General features: G+C 70.2%; 13 protein-coding genes and 3 pseudogenes. 8 read left to right on the forward strand and 8 right to left on the reverse strand.

Translation table 11 applies throughout. The annotated features are described in order from the left end of the window. Positions 1–100: 100 nt before the first annotated feature. On the reverse strand, positions 101–979 hold the full coding sequence (locus tag OG780_RS01435) for a CAP domain-containing protein (RefSeq protein WP_328443802.1): 879 nt from the start codon (positions 977–979) through the stop codon (positions 101–103). Between the two features lie 500 nt (positions 980–1,479). On the opposite strand from OG780_RS01435, the pseudogene OG780_RS44490 reads away from it, so the two are divergent. From OG780_RS44490 to OG780_RS01470, 7 genes and pseudogenes are all read left to right on the forward strand, one after another. Continuing rightward, positions 1,480–1,683, forward strand: a pseudogene (locus OG780_RS44490) (hypothetical protein); the annotation flags it as partial. Positions 1,684–1,781: 98 nt separating this feature from the next. Next, complete coding sequence (locus OG780_RS01445; protein ID WP_443062291.1) at positions 1,782–2,156, forward strand: ATP-dependent DNA ligase; 375 nt, start codon at positions 1,782–1,784, stop codon at positions 2,154–2,156. Further along, positions 2,096–2,534: pseudogene (locus tag OG780_RS44495) on the forward strand (ISL3 family transposase); the annotation flags it as partial. The gene OG780_RS01445 and the pseudogene OG780_RS44495, both read left to right, overlap by 61 nt. Positions 2,535–2,597: 63 nt before the next feature. Further along, a complete protein-coding gene (locus OG780_RS01455; RefSeq protein WP_328443806.1) occupies positions 2,598–3,110 on the forward strand; it encodes a hypothetical protein in 513 nt (170 codons plus the stop codon). A gap of 306 nt (positions 3,111–3,416) precedes the next feature. Beyond that, entirely contained in the window at positions 3,417–4,166 is a 750-nt protein-coding gene (locus OG780_RS01460) for a MerR family transcriptional regulator (RefSeq protein WP_328443808.1), read from the forward strand. Then, positions 4,163–5,035: a hypothetical protein gene (locus OG780_RS01465; protein WP_328443810.1), complete on the forward strand. Its 873-nt coding sequence runs from the start codon at positions 4,163–4,165 to the stop codon at positions 5,033–5,035. The genes OG780_RS01460 and OG780_RS01465 overlap by 4 nt, the downstream gene beginning before the upstream one ends. 223 nt (positions 5,036–5,258) lie before the next feature. After that, positions 5,259–5,387, forward strand: a pseudogene (locus tag OG780_RS01470) (IS630 family transposase); the annotation flags it as partial. 11 nt (positions 5,388–5,398) lie between these two features. Here the strand turns inward: OG780_RS01470 and OG780_RS01475 are convergent. The 4 genes from OG780_RS01475 to OG780_RS01490 form a co-directional block, all read right to left on the reverse strand. Continuing rightward, positions 5,399–6,166, reverse strand: coding sequence for a thioesterase II family protein (locus OG780_RS01475; RefSeq protein WP_328443811.1), 768 nt, complete (start codon positions 6,164–6,166; stop codon positions 5,399–5,401). Between the two features lie 100 nt (positions 6,167–6,266). Next, a complete protein-coding gene (locus tag OG780_RS01480) occupies positions 6,267–7,877 on the reverse strand; it encodes a GMC oxidoreductase (protein ID WP_328457818.1) in 1,611 nt (536 codons plus the stop codon). A 212-nt stretch (positions 7,878–8,089) separates the two neighbouring features. Then, positions 8,090–8,254, reverse strand: a complete 165-nt coding sequence (locus OG780_RS01485; RefSeq protein ID WP_328443813.1) for a hypothetical protein — start codon at positions 8,252–8,254, stop codon at positions 8,090–8,092. 116 nt (positions 8,255–8,370) lie between these two features. Then, complete coding sequence (locus tag OG780_RS01490) at positions 8,371–8,928, reverse strand: LuxR C-terminal-related transcriptional regulator (RefSeq protein WP_443062087.1); 558 nt, start codon at positions 8,926–8,928, stop codon at positions 8,371–8,373. A 495-nt stretch (positions 8,929–9,423) separates the two neighbouring features. Between OG780_RS01490 and OG780_RS01495 the strand changes: the two genes are divergently transcribed. Then, complete coding sequence (locus OG780_RS01495) at positions 9,424–12,948, forward strand: BTAD domain-containing putative transcriptional regulator (protein ID WP_328443817.1); 3,525 nt, start codon at positions 9,424–9,426, stop codon at positions 12,946–12,948. Positions 12,949–13,103: 155 nt separating this feature from the next. Here the strand turns inward: OG780_RS01495 and OG780_RS01500 are convergent, their stop codons facing one another. The 3 genes from OG780_RS01500 to OG780_RS01510 form a co-directional block, all read right to left on the reverse strand. Continuing rightward, positions 13,104–13,298 (reverse strand): ferredoxin, encoded by a 195-nt coding sequence (locus tag OG780_RS01500; RefSeq protein WP_328443819.1) that lies wholly within the window; start codon positions 13,296–13,298, stop codon positions 13,104–13,106. Positions 13,299–13,360: 62 nt separating this feature from the next. Next, a complete protein-coding gene (locus OG780_RS01505) occupies positions 13,361–14,575 on the reverse strand; it encodes a cytochrome P450 (protein ID WP_328443821.1) in 1,215 nt (404 codons plus the stop codon). Between the two features lie 478 nt (positions 14,576–15,053). Continuing rightward, complete coding sequence (locus tag OG780_RS01510) at positions 15,054–16,253, reverse strand: cytochrome P450 (protein ID WP_328443823.1); 1,200 nt, start codon at positions 16,251–16,253, stop codon at positions 15,054–15,056. Positions 16,254–16,279 lie beyond the last annotated feature (26 nt).

Here is a 16,279-nt window from a genome sequence, read left to right on the forward strand (position 1 = left end):
GAACGGCACCCACGCCGGCTGCGGCCGCTCCGGAGCGAGCGGAGCGGCCGCGGCAGGCGTGATGGTCGGCGGGCCATGACGGGCGTGGGCCCCGTGAGCGTCAGCGGGCCGTGCCGAAGTCCTGCGTCCAGTAGTTGCCGGGCTGCGCCACCCCCACACCGATCTCCTTGAAGCCGCAGTCCAGGATGTTGCGCTTGTGGCCGGCGCTGGCCATCCAGCCCGCCATGACCTGCTCGGGCGTGGAGTACCCGTACGCGACGTTCTCGCCGTAGGTGCTCCAGAGGTAGCCCGCGCGCGTGATCCGCTGTCCCGGGTCGGACCCGTCGGAACCGGTGTGCGACATGGTGTTGTGGCTCGCCATGTCCGCGCTGTGGGCCTGGGCGGCCTGCGAGAGCTTCGCGTTCAGGGCGACCGGGGAGCAACCGACCTTGGCACGCTCGCTGTTGACCAGGGCGACCACGCGGGCGACGGCGGGGGTCGCCGTGCCTGCGGCGGGAGCCGTGATGGTGGGCGGCTTCGGTGAGGCGGTCGTCGAGGGGGGCACGGCGGTCGGCTTCGGCGCGGCGGCGGTCCTCGTCGGGGCGGGCGAGGTGGTCGCCTTCGAGACGGGCGCCTTGGACTTCTCCGGGGCGGGCGCCTCAGTCCTGGGAGAGGTCGTCGGCGAGGCCGAGGGCGAAGCCGTCGCCGTGGGCTTCGCGGTCCGGACGTCCCGCCCCCGGTGCCCGTCCCAGGACTCCTTCCTCCCGTCCGTCCGGTGTCCGTCCCAGGGCCCCTTCCTCCCGTCCGTCCGGTGTCCGTCCCAGGACGCTTTCCTCCCGTCCGTCCAGGGACCGCTGGACGTGGCGGTGGTGGCCTCGGCTCCTTCGTCGCCCATGCACGCCATGGCGGCCGACGGCACCGCCACCGCGCCCATCGCCAGGACGGCGACGACTATGGGCCGGCGGCGCGTCTTCCTGCCGTGCTTCCGGTGGTTCCTCATGCGGACCTCGTTCGGTCGACTCTCCTTGCGCCTCCGGCGGGCTCGGTTTCGCACAGACACTGCGCTTGACCTGCGGGGACGCCTTGCGGGGCCGTCATTGTTAAAAGCCGCGGGAGGGCACGACAACGGGGGCTTCAACTACCTCGCCTAGTAGGCGAGGGCACCCTTGAATCCGGCCCGGGATTGTGCCGGGCCGCCGCGCCGGACGCCGACGGCGCCTCACACTCCGTCAGAAGGGCGGCAGAGGCGGTCCGGCGGCTCGAGGCCGGTGACCCGGGCCGGTGACCCCGGCCGAGATGCCGCGTATGCCTGCTTCCATATGCCAGATCCGCCTATATCAGCCACATGCCACGTACTATCGCGGCACGTTGATGGGGACCGGGCACGTGAGGGATGTCACTGACTTTCCCCACAACCCTTTCGGTGCCCGGCGTGGGGGGGCAGTCAGGCGGCGGTGACCGTGCGCAGGAGCGCGTCGAGGCCGCCGGCGTAGATGCCGTGACGTCGTCGACCGCACCTACCGCCAGGCCATCACCGCCGCCGCCAGCGGCTGCCAGGCCGCCCTGGACGCCGAACGCCACCTCGCGGCGTTGGGCGACGAACACGCCCTCGCCTCGGTCCCCGCGCAAAGGCAAGAGGACAGCACCGGGACGTCTGGTGGAAGGCATCCACTGCGACGTGGATGCTGCCAGAACCGATGCTGAGCGCCCCCGTGCCCGAGCCCGATCTACGGCAGGGCTGCGCTGCGGAGCCGAAGTGAGACGGATTCCGAGCCCTGGTCTCCGTCGATGCAGGTCGGGTGGTGCTGCGCTCCAGGCGCGGCACCGAAATGGCGGCCTCATTTCCGAAGGTCGCGGCCGGGGCCCTGCAACTGTCGGACGCGACCGCGCTGGACGGCGAGCTAGTCGTATGGGATGCCACGGGCCGCCTCGCGTTCGAGCGGTTGCAGAACCGGCTTGCCTGGCATGGTGCCGGGGCGGCCCGGGCTGCTCAGGAGTGGCTGGCCCACTTCATCGCGTTCGATCTATTGAGGCTGTCCGCGACGGACACGACCGGGTGGCCGTACCGGCGGCGCAGGGCCGCGTTGGAGCCCCGTGTTCGCCGCCCGCTGGCTGTCGGCACCGTGGGCTATCGCCACGGCCGGTCACCGCGCAACCGCCGGCACCCTGCGTGGTGACGAGATGGATCCTCAGCCGACCCGAGACGCTGACCGAGATCGAACAGCTCCGGCTCAAGGCCGTTCTTGCCAACTGCCCTGAGCTCGAAGCCCTGACCGGTCACGTCCGGTCCTTCGCCCAAATTCTCACCGAGCGGCAGGGGGGAGCGACTCCCGCAGTGGCTCGACGCCGTCCGCCAGGACGACCTTCCCGGTCTCCACCACACTCTCGCGGCCGGCATCGATCGAGACCGCGACGCCGTCATCGCCGGCCTGACCCTGCCTTGGAACTCCGGCGTCGTCGAGGGACACGTCAACAGGATCAAGATGCTCAAGCGCCAGATGTTCGGCCGAGCCGGTTTCAGCCTGCTACGCAAGCGCGTATTGCTGGCCACCTGATCAACCACCCGGCTCTCGGTGATAGGACTTCCCTCTACGGAAAGATGATGAGAAGGCGACAGCGTGGACGCAGTAGTAGCGATCAGCCTGATCCGCATGGCCGCTGCAGACTTGGCCATGGAACCCTGGCAGCACCCCTCGGACGCTTACTTGGTCCAGTTGGGCCTGGACGCCCTGATGGCCGACATCGAGGCTCCCTCGCTTCCCCTGCTGGCTGGCCTCGCGCGTGGTGAGTATCCCCAGGCCCGTGAGCTGTTCGACCTTGTGCTGGAAGAGTTGGGTCTGCTGCCGCTGACCTCGAAAGATCTTGCCAAGGCGCGATGGACCGCGGCCCAGTGGTGGGCCGGCCAGATCGTGGCGTGCCAACTCGATCCCGTGCGCGGAGCGAAGCTGATCTATGAGGAAGCTGCAGCCGAACTCGACTACCCCGACGCGTTGCACCCCATCGTTGATCTGGCGAGAGCGCTCGATCTGCCGAACGATCAACCTCCGGACCAGCAGCACATTCGCGACCGGGTCACCTCCGCGGCACGAGACTTTCTCGCCACAGAAGCGCACCAGAACCACAGCCTTTGAGCTACGTCGCATGACCCACCGTGACCGGTTCACGGAAAGCGAGCCAGAACCGCTGAACGTGAAAAAAAGCCGGCCATGTTCTTCTCGGTGGTCGTGCTCATCTCGGTGCCCTCTCTGGGAGATCGTCCCGCGAGCTCAGTGAGTGTTTCGGGCCGGATGCCTCTCAGTAGAAACCCTGACGTCGCGGCAAGGTCAAGGAGGCCGCCGGACTCCCCCTGCCGGACTCCACCACGGTCGCGCCGGCATGCTGCCCGCCGCTGAGGCCGCCCTTGACCTTGCCGCGACGTCAGGGTTTCTACTGGGCTCATGCGAATCGGCGAGATCGCCGCCATCGTCGGGGTCACCCCGCGGGCCGTGCGGCATTACCACCATCTCGGGCTGTTGCCCGAGCCCGTACGGCGCAGTAACGGCTACCGCGAGTACGGCATGCGGGAGGCTGTCCTGCTCGCCCGGATCCGGCGGTTGACCGAGCTCGGGCTCGGGCTCGACGAGGTGCGGGACGTCCTCGCGGACGACGAGGGCCGGGAGCTGGCGGAGGTGCTGGACGAATTGGACCAGGACCTCGGACGGCAGGAGGAGGTCCTCCGGGAGCGGCGGGCACGGCTCGCCGCGCTGCTGGCCGAGGCGCGGGCCGGGCGGCTCGCCGCCGAGGGTCCGGTGTCGCCGGAGCTCACCAGGCTGCTGGCAGGTCTCGGTGAGGTGCCGGACTCCCTGATGGCGGTGCGGGACCGAGAGCATCTGGCCTTCCTCGACGCCGTGGTTCCTGAGGAGAAGCGGGGCTCGCTGATGTCCGCGCTGCACGGGATGAGAGAGCACGCGGCAGAGGTGTACGGCCTGCTGGACTCCCTCGCCGACGAGGAGCCGGACGACCCGCGGGTGGCCCGTGCCGCAACAGCGCTGGCGGCCCTTCTGCCCGACCACCTGGCGGTGCATTTCCCGGACAAGGGCACCGACGGTCCGGCGGACGCCATCTTCGCGGACCTGGCCCCCGCCCAGTCGGCGGCTGTCCGCCGTGCGATGGAACTCGTGACGCAACGACAGGAAGGACCATCATGACGGCTCCGGAGATCCGGGCGGCCCTGCCCCAGCCCGCCGCCTCCGTCCGGGGGCCGGTCCTGCGGAAGCTGCGCAGCATCGCGTTCCCCGGGCAGCTCGTGCTGGCCGTTTGCCTGATCGGCGGAGTGCCGGTACCCGACACCGTCCTGCTCGGCGGCAAGCTGCTCCTGCTGGTGCTGCTCGGCACCGAGGCGCACGTCTGGCTGCGGCTGCGGCGGCACGGGCTGTCCCGGCGGGAGACGCTCACGCAGCTCGTGCCCGAGTTCGTGCTGCGGTTCGTCGCACACGAGTTGCGGATCATGGCGAGCCTGGTCCGGTGGGCCACCCGCCGCCGGCACGGCGTCAACGGCGCCGACGCGGCCTTCTCACACGGCCGTGACCCGGCCATCACGATGTATGGCTTCACGTTCGCGTGCGTCGTCGAGACCGTCGCCCTGTCGTACCTGCTTACGGACTGGCCCGTCGTCCACGCCTTCTTCTTGTTCGTGGACGTCTACACCGTCCTGTTCGTCCTCGGTGTGCACGCGGCCTCCGTGACCCGGCCACACGTCCTGGCCGACGGTGCCCTGCGCGTCCGGCAGGCAGCCCACGTCGACATCCACGTGCCACTCGACCAGATCTCCTCCATCCGGCGCGAGACACGGTTCACCCACGAGAAGAAAGACGACGAGCTGAACCTGCCCATCGGCTCACAGACCTCCATCACCCTCTCACTGACCGAACCGGTCAACGCTCCGAAGTTCCTCGGCGCGCCCCGCCTCGTCAACGTGATCCGGCTGCACGCGGACGACCCGAAGGCCCTCCACGACGCCGTCACACGGGCACGAACCGCACCCACGCCCGTCCCGGGTACGCCGGCGTCGGCCTGACACTGAGCGGCAGGCCGACGCCGGGGTAGCCGGGACGTCCCCGATCAGGGCCGGGCCTCCAGACGCCCCCGGCCCTGACGACGAGGCGGCTGCGGCAGCACGGCAGGTGCCCGCCGCAGCCGCCCACGTTGATGTGTAGTGCTCTGACCGCATAGGTTCGCCGGGTTGGTGGTCCAAGCGGTTGGATGTCCGTTGACGTTCGTCCGACCGTTTGGGGGGTGTGGTGGCTGAGCCGGTCCGCGTGCGCAGGTTGACCGACCAAGAGGACCGGAAGCTGCAACAGATCGTGCGCCGTGGCAGCACCAGTTCGGTGCGGTTCCGGCGGGCGACGATGCTGCTGGCCTCGGCCGGGCAGGCCGGTCCTCATGACCGGTCGGACGCCTCCAGTTGGGTGGCCATGAGGCGGACGATCTCCGTCTGGTGCTGGGCCAGGAAGAAGTGGCCGCCGGGGAAGACCTTCAGCATGAAGGGGCCGTCGGTGTGCCCGGACCAGGCGGCGGCCTCCTCCACGGTGACCTTCGGGTCGTCGTCGCCGACGAGGCAGGTCACGGGGCAGCGCAGGGGCGGCCCGGGTTCCCAGACGTAGGTCTCGGCTGCGCGGTAGTCCGCCCGGATGGCCGGGAGGATCATGCGCAGGACTTCCTCGTCGCCCAGCAGCTGGGGGTTGGTGCCGCTGAGGCCGCGCATCTCGGCGACGAGGCCGTCGTCGTCGCGTAGGTGGAGGGTCTCGTCACGGTGCGTGGACGGGGCGCGGCGGCCGGAGGCGATGAGGGCGGCGGGCATGACGCCCCGCTCCTGCTCCAGCCGTCGGGCGATCTCGTAGGCGAGGGAGGCGCCCATGCTGTGGCCGAACAGGGCGATGGGCCGGTCGGTCCAGGGCAGGAGGGCCTCGTAGACCTTGTCGGCGAGCGCCGGTACGGAGTCCAGGAGAGGTTCGGTGCGGCGGTCCTGGCGGCCGGGGTACTGCACGCACAGCACGTCGACGCTGTCGGGCATGGACCGGGACACGGGGAAGTAGAAGCTGGCGGAGCCGCCCGCGTGGGGCAGGCAGACCAGCCGGACGCGGCTGTCGGGGCGCGGGTGGAACCTGCGGATCCAGAGGCTGTTGTTCTCGGTGAGCGGGGAGTTCACGGAGTCGATCCTTTTCGGTTTCGGTTCGACCGCCTGCCGTGGCGGGGCGTTCGCCGGGAGGAGAAGGGGTGGGGCGCGGTCGGGCCGCGCCTACCGCTGGTCAGGAATCCGTGACGTCCTGCTTGATGATGCGCTCGACGTTCCGCTCCGCCAGTGCCGTGATGGTCACGAACGGGTTGACGCCGATACTGCCGGGGACGAGTGAGCCGTCGGTCACGTAGAGGTTCTTGTATCCGGCGACGCGGCCGTAGTTGTCGGTGGCCTTGCCGAGGACGCAGCCGCCGAGCGGGTGGTAGCAGAAGTCGTCGGCGAAGGCTTTGATCTGCTTGCCGAAGAGGTCGTACCGGTAGACGGTGGCGTTGGCCTTGTTGATGCGGTCGAACAGCGATTTCGCGGCCGCGACCGCGGGTGCGTTCTGGTCCCGGGTCCAGCGCAGGTCCGCCCGGTCCTTGGCGGCGTCGTAGACGAAGGTGCCGCGCTCCGGGTTCTTGGTGATGGCCAGGTAGAGGCTGGCCCAGGTCTCGACTCCCGCCGGCAGGGGGGCGATCTCGGCGAAGACGGGGGTGTCCGGGTTGTCCCAGTCGTCGATGCCGAGGGCGGGGATCGACGACTGCTCGGTGCCCGTGGGGTTCCACAAGTGGTTGGCGCGGGCGGTCATGATGTTGCCGTTGGGGCCCCAGCCTCCGCCGATCTCAGGGCTGAGGTTCGGGAGAGTTCCGGTCTCCCGGGCACGCAGCAGCAACTCGGTCGAGCCGAGGCTGCCTGCGCCGAGGAAGAGGTGGCGGCAGGAGACCTCCTTGGTCGCGAGCAGCTTGCCGTCGGCGTCCCTCTGCTCGACGGTCAACAGGTACGTGCCGTCGTTCTGCTGACGGATCGTCCTGACCTGGTGCAAGGTCTCGATGGTGACGTTGCCGGTGCCCAGGGCTGCCGCCAGGTAGCTCTTGTCGAGCGAGACCTTGCCGTGGTTGTTGCCGTAGATCACCTCGGCGGCCAGCGCGGACTTGGGCACCGCACCGTCCGCCTCGCGGCGCATGTAGTCCCAGTCGTAGACGTTGGGCACGAAGGTGGTGCTCAGGCCCGCGTTCGAGGCCTGTCCGCGCGAGACACGCGCGAACGAGTACCAGTCGGTCTGCTCGAACCAGCTCTTGTCGATGCTGTTGACCCGGAGGGTGGAGTTCGCGCGGGGGAAGTACTTGGTATACATCTCCTCGGCGTCGACCTGGGGCAGCACCTCCTCGAAGTACGAGCGCCGGGGCGTGACCGCCATGCCGCCGTTGACGAGCGAACCGCCGCCGACACCGCGTCCCACGTACACGGACATCTGGTCGAAGTTGACCCGGTCCAGTACGCCCGCGTAGGGCTCGATGTCCCGGTTGGCGAGGTCGAGCCACAGGAAGGAGCCGAGCGGCGCCTCGGTGCGGCTCTTGAACCAGCTGGAGCGCTTGTCGGGCTTGAGCATTCCGGAGAACACGTTGCCGTCCGGACCGGGCTGGTTCCACAGCCGGCCCATCTCCAGCATCAGGGTGGGGACCCCTGCCTCGCCGAGGCGCAGGGCGGAGACGGCCGCGCCGTAACCGGTGCCGACCACGACGGCAGGGACGAACGTGCCGCCGGAACCACTGGTTGCGGTGGCAGCGGCCGCCCGGGGGGCGGCGGTGATCGTGGTCTGCCCCCCGAGTGCGGCGGCACCCAGGACCGCCAGGCCGAGCATGCGGCGGCGGGACAGAGGCTGGTGGGCAATCACGCTGTGGCTCCTGAACTTGGGGGAAAGGTGAATCGGAACGCCGACCGGAGTGGCGGTCCGGGGTGGAACGGACCGTGTGGAGATCGCGCAAAGGCCGTCGGCGACGTCCGGATCGGACGCGGGCCGACCCGGTGAAGGCCAGGCACGGCTGTTCGGTTGCCGGGGCGCGGAAGAGGGCGTCACGGTACGGCCCGCTCCCGGGCGCGGGCCGCGCTCACGCATGTCTTCAGGCGTCCGCCGGGCCGGGCGGCAGAGGGCAGGACGCGGCCGGTTCGGGCCGTCCCGGCGCCCCGGAGCCTGTGGTAGGTGCCGGTGAGGTACTCGTCCACCGCGCGTGCGCACACGCGAGCCGCTCCGCCATATGTACTTGCCGGATACCGGGCGAGCGGCGAGTCCGGCGACCCTGCGTCCGGCACGGGTGAACGCTGCCGCGGCCACCCGTGCGAGTGGCCGTGCCCGCTCACTTCACGAAGTCGTCCACGACCTGGGGCGGCCAGGTGCCGACCTTGAGTACGCCCAGTGAGTAGGCACGGGAGACCAGAGCAGCGCGGTTGGGCACCTTCAGCTTCCGCAGCAGGCAGGTCACGTGGTACTCGACGCCCTGCCGGCTGAGGTAGAGGCTTGCCGCCAAGGGGATGGTCGAGACGCCGGCGGCAATGCCTTCGAGGATGCGCGCGTCCATCGAGGAGAGGACCTTCTTGCGTCGGGGCATCACAGGTGTCTGCTCGGCGTCCCCGGCCGTGGGCATCATGACCAGGATCGCGGTCGTGTCGGGAAGGACGCCGCGTACCGCGACCGCGGTGAGGGGAACGGTGAAGGCGGACTCCGCGCCGGGCCCCACGGCGATGACGGGCGTGACGAATCGCTGGTGTTTCCCTTCGAGTAAATTCAATAATTGACGCATCAACGGTTGCTGCACGCTCGGGTGCACGACGTCACGGAAATTGCGACCGCATATGTCCTCGGACGATCCGTTGAACTGCCTGAAGAACTCCTGGTTCGCCTGTTGGATGGTCAAGGTCTTATCGAGGCTCGCCATGCACAGGCCCGGAGTTGCAGGTGCTGGACTCAGCAAGAGAGACCTCCCAGTCAGGAAACTTGGGCGAAATGAACTCGGACGCCGGCGAACGGCCGTGAGGCTGTCGGCAGGGGCGTCATCGGCCCTGAGACCAGCGGTAACTCCAGATGCGAATATCGTGCGTCACGGCCCTTGCAGGGTTCTGGTCGAGCCGCTGGCGGCACCTTGCCGCCGCCCGTCGTCGTTTTCCGGCCCCCTTGTCGAAATCGTTGCCGGACACATGACGCTTTCTTGCCAATCGATGCATCTCCGGCTTGGAGGGCGTCGTTCGCCATGTCAGGATCCGCAGAAGAAGGTGTGAGACCAGCCAGCTCAAACCGTCGTCAGTCATATCCGCAAGCGCGATGAGGACCGTTCATGCCTTTACCTCCGCCCGCGAACGTGTCCCCCAGGACGACCGGCCAGGCTGAGCTCCTCCTGAGCGTTCTGGGGCCCATGTCGGCGCGACACGACGGGCATGACCTGCCGCTCGGCCCGCCACGTCGGCGAACCCTGCTCGCCCTGCTGCTCATCCGCCTCGGCCGCGTGGTGCCCACCGAGCTGCTCGTCGAGGAACTGTGGGGTGACCAGGCGCCCCGACACGCCGTCGCCACACTCCAGAGCCACATCTCCCATCTGCGGCGGTCCCTGCGCACAAAGACGGGAACCGGCCAAACTTCGGCGCTGCGTCATCGGACACCGGGCTACGTCCTCGATCTCGATCCCGAACAAGTCGATGCCTGCCGCTTCGAGCGTCTGGTCACAGACGGACGGCGGCTGCTGGAGCAGCGCGATCCGCGCGCCGCGCACGCACGGCTCACCGAGGCCCTGGGGCTGTGGCGCGGCTCGCCGTACGCGGAGTTCGACGGCCATCCGCCGCTCAGCGACGAGTGCACCCGACTCGAACAGATCCGGCTCACCGCCGTCGAGTCCCGCGCCGAGGCACGGCTGACTCTCGGCGCGGCCGAGGAGGTGGCCGCCGACCTGGACGGGGAGGCGCGCCGTCATCCCACACGGGAGCGGCTCGTCGGCCACCTCATGACGGCACTGTCCCGGCTCGGGCGGCAGGCCGAGGCGCTCGAGGTGTACGAGCGGACGCGCAGTCATCTGGTCGAGGAGTTCGGCGTGGACACCGCGGCCGAACTGCGCCGGGTCAGAAGCGCGATCCTGCGCCAGGAGCCGGGAGCGAGCGCCCCCTCGAAGAAGCTGTCTCCCCCATCGCTCGAGTCCACCGGAGCGTCGTACGTCCCGCCGGTGACGAACGAGACCGGTGACGTCGGAGTACGGAACTCCGAGGGCTTGCAGGGCTTCGGGGGCTCCTGGAACGACGGGACGGCCGTCACGGTCCGGGGGTACGACCCGGCGGTGGCACCCGGCGGCGCCGACGGGACGGACGAGTCCGGCACGGCCGTCGAACGCGAGGGGATCGCGGGGACCGACGCTCGCCCGGGGGCGCGAACCGATGTGCCGCCGGGCTCGCGGGCGGATGCCGCCGGCACACAGACCGGGCCGTCCCGGTTGCGGCCCGTACCCGGACCGGAACACGAGCCGGCCGCCGCCCTGGAAGCCGGGGAATCCCCGGAGTTCGAGTCGGGGTGGGCGCCTGCCCCCTCGCCGTTCACCGGCCGAAGCCAGGAGCTCGACCGCCTGACGACCGCCGCCGCGAGCGCGGTCGTGGGCCACGGCCATGTGGCCGGTGTCCTCGGTCCCCCAGGAGTCGGGAAGACCCGCCTGCTGCTCGAACTCGCGGCACGTCTGGAGAGCATGGACGCGCACGAGAAGGGCTCCAGGCTGGAGGTGCTCTGGAGCCACTGCTTCCCCGGCGAGGGCGTGCCCGCCTACTGGCTGTGGACGCAGATCCTGCGCCGGCTGTCCGCGACCCGGCCGGATGCCTTTCGCGAGGCGACGGAACCGTTCGGCGCCCTGCTCGCCCCACTGATGCCCGAGCGGTCGGCGGCCCGGCCCGAAGGCCCGAAAGGGGCCTCCGACTGGTGCCAGGCCCGCTTCCTCGCCCACGATGCGGTCTGCGAGGTGCTGCTCACCCTCGCCGGGCAGCACCCGCTCGTACTGCTCCTCGAAGATCTGCAATGGGCGGACACCGCCTCCCTCGACCTGCTCAGGCTGCTGAGCACCCGCTGCCAGGGCCATCCGATCAGCATCGTGCTCACGGCGCGGGCGTTCGAGGCCGAGTCGGACGCGACGCTGCGCCGGATGGTCTCCGAGGTGCTGCGCGGCCCCAGGACCGAGACGCTGCGGCTCGGCGGGCTTTCCCTGCAGGCCGTCGGAGCCCTCGTCGAGGCACACGCGGGACCTGGTGTGGACCCGAAGGTCGTCGAGGTGCTGCACCGGCGCAGCGAAGGCAACCCGTACTCGGTGATCCAGCTTCTCTCTCTCGTGGACGACGCGCGCAAGCTCCGTCGCCCGGATGCGGTCGACACGCTCCTGGCTCACATTCCCACCGGAGTGCGCGAGGCGCTGCACCAGCGGTTCGCCGCGCTGCCCGAGCCGGTCCTGCGGGTGCTTCACCTGTGCGCCGTCATAGGCGCCGAGGTGGACACCGACCTGTTGCACCGGACCGCCACGCACGACGAACCGGTCGTCGCGGGTCTTGAGTCGGCCATCCGTGCCGGCCTGCTCGGGGAGGACCCGCACCATCCGGGGCGGCTGCACTTCGCTCACGCCCTGGTCCAGGAGACGCTCGTCGACGAGCTCCCCCGTGAGGACCGCCACCGTCTGCACGCCAGGGTCGCCGAGGCGCTGTGCGCGCGCAGGCGCGGGCAGGTGGGGGACGAGGAGATCGAGCGGGTGGCGCATCACAGCTGGCACGCCAAGAGTGCGCTGCCCGCCGCCGAGGTGCTGCCTCGGCTGCTGCTCGCCGCGGAACACGCCGAGCAGTCCATGGCGTACGAGCAGGTGGAGATCTGGCTGCGCCGCGCCGTGCACCTGGTCGGCTTCCTGCCGCCGGACGATCCCGCCACAGGGAGGTTGGAACAGGACCTGCACATACAACTCGGCCAGGTACTCGCCACCACTCGCGGCTACGGCCACCCCGAGGCCGAGACGGCACTGACGCACGGTCGCGCCCTCAGCACGGCCGCTCATGCCCCCGAGGACCCGTCGGTGCTCTGGGCGCTGTGCACGGCGTACCTGGTCACCGGCCGCTACGACGCCTCGCGGCAGTTCTCCGGCCTGCTGCGGGGCATCTCGCGGCAGACCTGGGAGCCCCTGGCGGCGCTCGGTGCGGCGTACGGCGAAGGCATCGTGCTGCATGTGCGCGGAATGCTCCCGCAGGCACTCGCCGAACTGGAGCGCGGCGTCGGCATAGCGGATCGTTTCGCCGGCGAGGATCACGCGCTGGCGCGAACCTTCCAGCACGACCCACGCGTCTCCTGCCGCTCCTACGACACCTTCACCCACTGGCTCCTCGGCCACCGGCAGACCGCCGGCACGCGCCGACGTGAGCTGTTGAGCCTCACCAAGTACGAAAGCAGGCCGTCCGACCGCTCCTTCGCGCTGTACGTGGACGGGGTCGTGGCGGCTTGGGAGGGTGACACCCGCACCGCACTCGCCTCGAGCGACGAGGGCGTCCGCGTCGCGGGCGAACACGGGCTGCTCTACTGGAAGGCAATGCTGGGCGTCGTCAAAGGGTGGGGCCTGGCGCACACAGGACATCACGACGACGGCCTCGCCCTCATGCACACCTCACTGGCTGAATTGGGCCAGTCCAGGACGTACTTACGCCACCCGCTCCACCTTGGCCTGTTGGGCCAGGCGCAACATCACGGCGGGCGGATCGAGGAGGCGAGGACCACTTTCCGGAAGCTGCTGGCCGCCGTCGAACAACGCCGCGAGAGCGTGTACCTCCACCCGGCACTGCCCGCGACCCCGCTGCTCCACGAACTGCTGGGCCACGGTGCCGTCGACGCGCTCACGGGACGGGGCCCGGGACGGGCCGGGCCCGGCTCCGGCCGACGAGCGTGATGGATCCATGCTCTGCCTCGTCGGCCGACTCGTCCGGTTCCATGTCCCCGTGACGCGCCGCTGCGGGATTCGGCAAGCGGTGGCCCTGGCCGCCCGGCTTCCGGAGAGCCACCACTCGCACGGTCGCGGACCCCGGGCCTCACGACCGATGCAGCTCAGTCCTCGTGGATCGCGATCGCCTGTACCGGACAGGCCATGGGGACGTCGCGCACGCGCGGGTCCCCCGCCCCGTCCTCGTGTCCCGGGACCAGGGCGACCAGCGCGTCGTCGTCCTGGGTGAAGACGCCGGGTGCGGTCATGACGCACTGGCCGGAGCCGATGCACCGGTCGCGGTCGATGGTGATGCGCATGGTGTGGCCCGCCTCTCTTCCTTCCGTTCCTTCCGTTCCTTCCGTTCCTTCCGCCCGGGCCCTCACCAGGTGACGGGGAGCTCGATCGGGCCCTGGGCGTCGTGGCCGGCCTTGATGGGCACCTGGTCCAGGGGTACCGCCAGCCGCAGGCCCGGGATACGGGCGAAGAGCGCGCCGAGGGCGATCTCGAGCTCGGCGCGGGCGAGGTTCTGCCCCAGGCACTGATGGATGCCGTGGCCGAAACCGACGTGGTGACGTGCGGTGCGCCGGGCGTCGAAGACGTCGGGGTTCTCGTACGCCTTGGCGTCGCGGTTCATCAGCGTGATGGAGACCAGCACCGCGTCCCCGGTCCTGACGGTCTCGCCGCCGACATCGATGTCTTCCTTGGCCAGCCGGACCAAGTAGTCGGAGACGGAGGTGAACCGCAGCAGCTCCTCGACCACTCCCGGGAGCGCACCGGGGTCGCGCAGCAGCACGTCGGTCTGCTCGGGGTGCTGGAGGAGCGTGAGGGCACCGAGGGCGATCGCGTTGACGGTGGTCTCGTGGCCGGCCACCAGCAGGACCAGCGCGATCATGACCACCTCGTCGTGGTCGAGGTCGCCCTCCTCCAGCTGGCGTGCGATCAGCTCGTCCAGCAGGCCGTCCTCGGGCTCGGCCTGCTTCTTCCCGACCAGGCCGTGCAGATACGTGTAGAGCTCGCCGAAGGCCGCGTCGGCCTCCGCCGACGTCGCGGCGCCCACGAAATTGCGGGAGCACTCCTCGAAGAAGCCGTGGTCGCCGTACGGGACGCCGAGGAGCTCGCAGATCGCCATGGAGGGCACGGGCAGCGCGAAGGCCGACACCAGGTCCGCGACCGGCCCCTTCGCCAGCATGTCGTCCAGGAGCCGGTCGACGAGGCTCTGAAGCCTGGGACGGATGGCGTTCATGCGCTTGACGCCGAAGCTGGGGATCAGCATGCGCCGCTGCCGGGCGTGCAGGGGGTCGTCGACGCCGATCAGCGGGAACGCGAGCCCGCCGCGGCCCTCGGTGCGCCGGACGACGACGGGGAAGGCCGGGTGACCCCAGTCGGAGGACAGCCGGGGATCGACGAGCAGCGCCCGTCCCTCGGCATGCCCGGTGATCAGCCACGCCGGTCGGCCGTCGAACAGCGTGACCCGCTTCAGCGGGCTCTCGCCCCGCCATTCCGCGTAGGCCTTCGGCGGCTGGTACGGGCAGGTCCGGTCCTGAGGGAAGGACGGAGTCCGCGACCCGGTGAGGCGCATTTCGGTGTCGGTCATGTCGTGCCTTTCGAACAATCGGCAGTGCGGTCGTTCATCGGTGAGTGATGGGCTACGGGAAACAGGTTTCAGTCCGTCGGCAAGGCCGTACGCAGCCCTGTCTGCACCCGGCCGTCCGGCCCCGGACCCTTCGTCGGGCAAGTGACCGGCTCCGTGCTCGGTGACGGCCGCCTCGGTGAACGGGACTGCGCGCCGGGCCGCCCGGGACGCGACCGCCGCTGCGTCGCGCTGTGGCGTGCGGCAAGCGGCTTCGCGGACGGCCGGCGCGAGGACCGCGGCAGCGGCGGGAGAGTCCCGGCGGCACGAAGACCGGCATGCGGGCTCTCCAGGTCCGACGGTCACGCACCCGAAGCAGGGCGACCAGTGGTGCGCACGGACGCCTTGGCCGCCCCCGGCGCGAGGCGGCGACGGAAGGCGTGATCAGCGCACGCGGTCCGCGGGCGCTGATCACCTCTGGGAGTGAGCCGTGGTGCGAAGGTCACCAGGTGACGGGCAGCTCGTGCACGCCGTAGAAGACCATGTCGGTGCGGAAGCGGAGTTCCTCGACGGGCTTGGCCAGGCGCAGGGTCGGGAAACGGCGGAGCAGGGTCTCGAAGACGATCTGCAGCTCGATCCGGGCGAGTTGCTGGCCGATGCACTGGTGTGCGCCGAAGCCGAAGGCCAGATGCGGGGCGGGGCGGCGAGTGATGTCGAAACGCTCCGGCTCCTCCACGAAGGCGGGGTCGAAGTCGGCGGCGAGGACGTGCGCGACGACCTGCTCGCCCTCGGCGATACGCACGCCACCGAGATCCACGTCCCGGGTGGCGACGCGCTCGCCGCCGAACTGGCCGATGGTGAGGTAGCGCAGCAGCTCCTCGACCGCGTTGCCGACCAGCGACGGGTCCTCGCGAAGCAGGGCCAGTTGGTCGGGGCGGTCCAGGAGCAGCGCCGCGCCGAGGCCGATCATGCAGGCGGTGGTGTCGTGGGCCGCTATCAGCAGGGTGCCGGCCGCGTTCATGAGGAACATGTCGTCGACGACGCCGTCGGGGTCCTCGGTGGTGATCAGCGCCGAGATCAGGTCGTCACCGGGGTCGGCCCGGCGCTCCTGGACGAGCTGGTGGAGCAGCCCGCCCAGGCGCATGCCGGCGGCCTCGGTGGCGGCGGCGTCCTGGTCGACCCGCATCATCGCCTCGGCGATGTCCTGGAACTCCGCCCGGCGTTCGACCGGGACACCGAACAGGTCGGAGATCACCATGGACGGCACCGGATCGGCGAAGGTCTTCACCAGGTCGACCGGGCCGCCCCGCGCCTCGATGGCGTCGAGGTGCTCGTCGACGATGCGCTGGATGTTCGGCCGGAGCGCCTGCATGCGCCGGACGGTGAACTCCCTGACGAGCAGCTTGCGGTCCGAGGTGTGCTCCGGTTCGTCCTGCCACAGCAGGCTGCCGCGGCCGGGCTTCTGGGTGACGACGCCGTCCCGGGTGTGCAGTGCGTGGGGCACCTGGACGCTGAACGAGGGGTCGCGCAACAGGGCGCGCACCTCCTCGTAACCGGTCACCAGCCACGCCTCGCGGCCGCTGGTGAAGGTGGCCCGGGTCACCGGGGCGGCCGCCCGGATGTCGGCGATGCCGTCCGGCGGCAGGAACGGACAGCTGCGGGCCTTGGGGACGGCGGGCACGTCGACGGTGGGCTCGGGCATGACTCTCCTTGCGCTTGTGGAAAGGG

This window comes from Streptomyces sp. NBC_00386 (assembly GCF_036063235.1).
In the GTDB taxonomy this organism is placed as follows: Bacteria; Actinomycetota; Actinomycetes; order Streptomycetales; family Streptomycetaceae; genus Streptomyces.

What these genes read in the sequence shown, in the direction of transcription:
- OG780_RS01435 (WP_328443802.1), bottom strand. Translation starts at nt 979, where the DNA reads ATGAGGAACCACCGGAAGCACGGCAGGAAGACGCGCCGCCGGCCCATA.
- OG780_RS01460 (WP_328443808.1), top strand. Translation starts at nt 3,417, where the DNA reads ATGCGAATCGGCGAGATCGCCGCCATCGTCGGGGTCACCCCGCGGGCC.
- OG780_RS01465 (WP_328443810.1), top strand. Translation starts at nt 4,163, where the DNA reads ATGACGGCTCCGGAGATCCGGGCGGCCCTGCCCCAGCCCGCCGCCTCC.
- OG780_RS01480 (WP_328457818.1), bottom strand. Translation starts at nt 7,877, where the DNA reads ATGCTCGGCCTGGCGGTCCTGGGTGCCGCCGCACTCGGGGGGCAGACC.
- OG780_RS01495 (WP_328443817.1), top strand. Translation starts at nt 9,424, where the DNA reads ATGTCGGCGCGACACGACGGGCATGACCTGCCGCTCGGCCCGCCACGT.
- OG780_RS01500 (WP_328443819.1), bottom strand. Translation starts at nt 13,298, where the DNA reads ATGCGCATCACCATCGACCGCGACCGGTGCATCGGCTCCGGCCAGTGC.
- OG780_RS01505 (WP_328443821.1), bottom strand. Translation starts at nt 14,575, where the DNA reads ATGACCGACACCGAAATGCGCCTCACCGGGTCGCGGACTCCGTCCTTC.
- OG780_RS01510 (WP_328443823.1), bottom strand. Translation starts at nt 16,253, where the DNA reads ATGCCCGAGCCCACCGTCGACGTGCCCGCCGTCCCCAAGGCCCGCAGC.